Source organism: Pseudobacillus wudalianchiensis (genome assembly GCF_001685015.1).
Classification (GTDB): domain Bacteria; phylum Bacillota; class Bacilli; order Bacillales; family Domibacillaceae; genus Pseudobacillus; species Pseudobacillus wudalianchiensis.
The window spans coordinates 1-343 of record NZ_MAYT01000024.1; the positions used below are offsets into that span (position 1 = coordinate 1).

The following is a 343-nucleotide window of genomic DNA, read 5'->3' on the forward strand; positions in this document are numbered from 1 at the left end:
TGCGATCCCAAAGCTGACTCCACTCGTTTGATGCTGCACAGTAAAGCTCAAACCACCGTTTTGCACTTGGCTGCTGAGCGTGGTGCAGTAGAAGACCTCGAACTTGAAGAAGTCATGCTGACTGGCTTCCGCGGTGTAAGGTGCGTAGAGTCTGGTGGTCCAGAACCAGGTGTAGGTTGCGCTGGTCGCGGTATTATTACTGCCATCAACTTCTTGGAAGAAAACGGTGCTTACCAAGATGTTGACTTTGTATCTTACGACGTATTAGGTGACGTTGTTTGCGGTGGTTTTGCTATGCCTATCCGTGAAAACAAAGCACAAGAAATCTACATCGTTACCTCCG

At 48.7% G+C, this 343-nt stretch carries 1 pseudogene; it reads left to right on the forward strand.

The window, feature by feature from the left end:
* Positions 1-343 (forward strand): annotated as a pseudogene (nifH, locus tag A8F95_RS13165) (nitrogenase reductase); the annotation flags it as partial.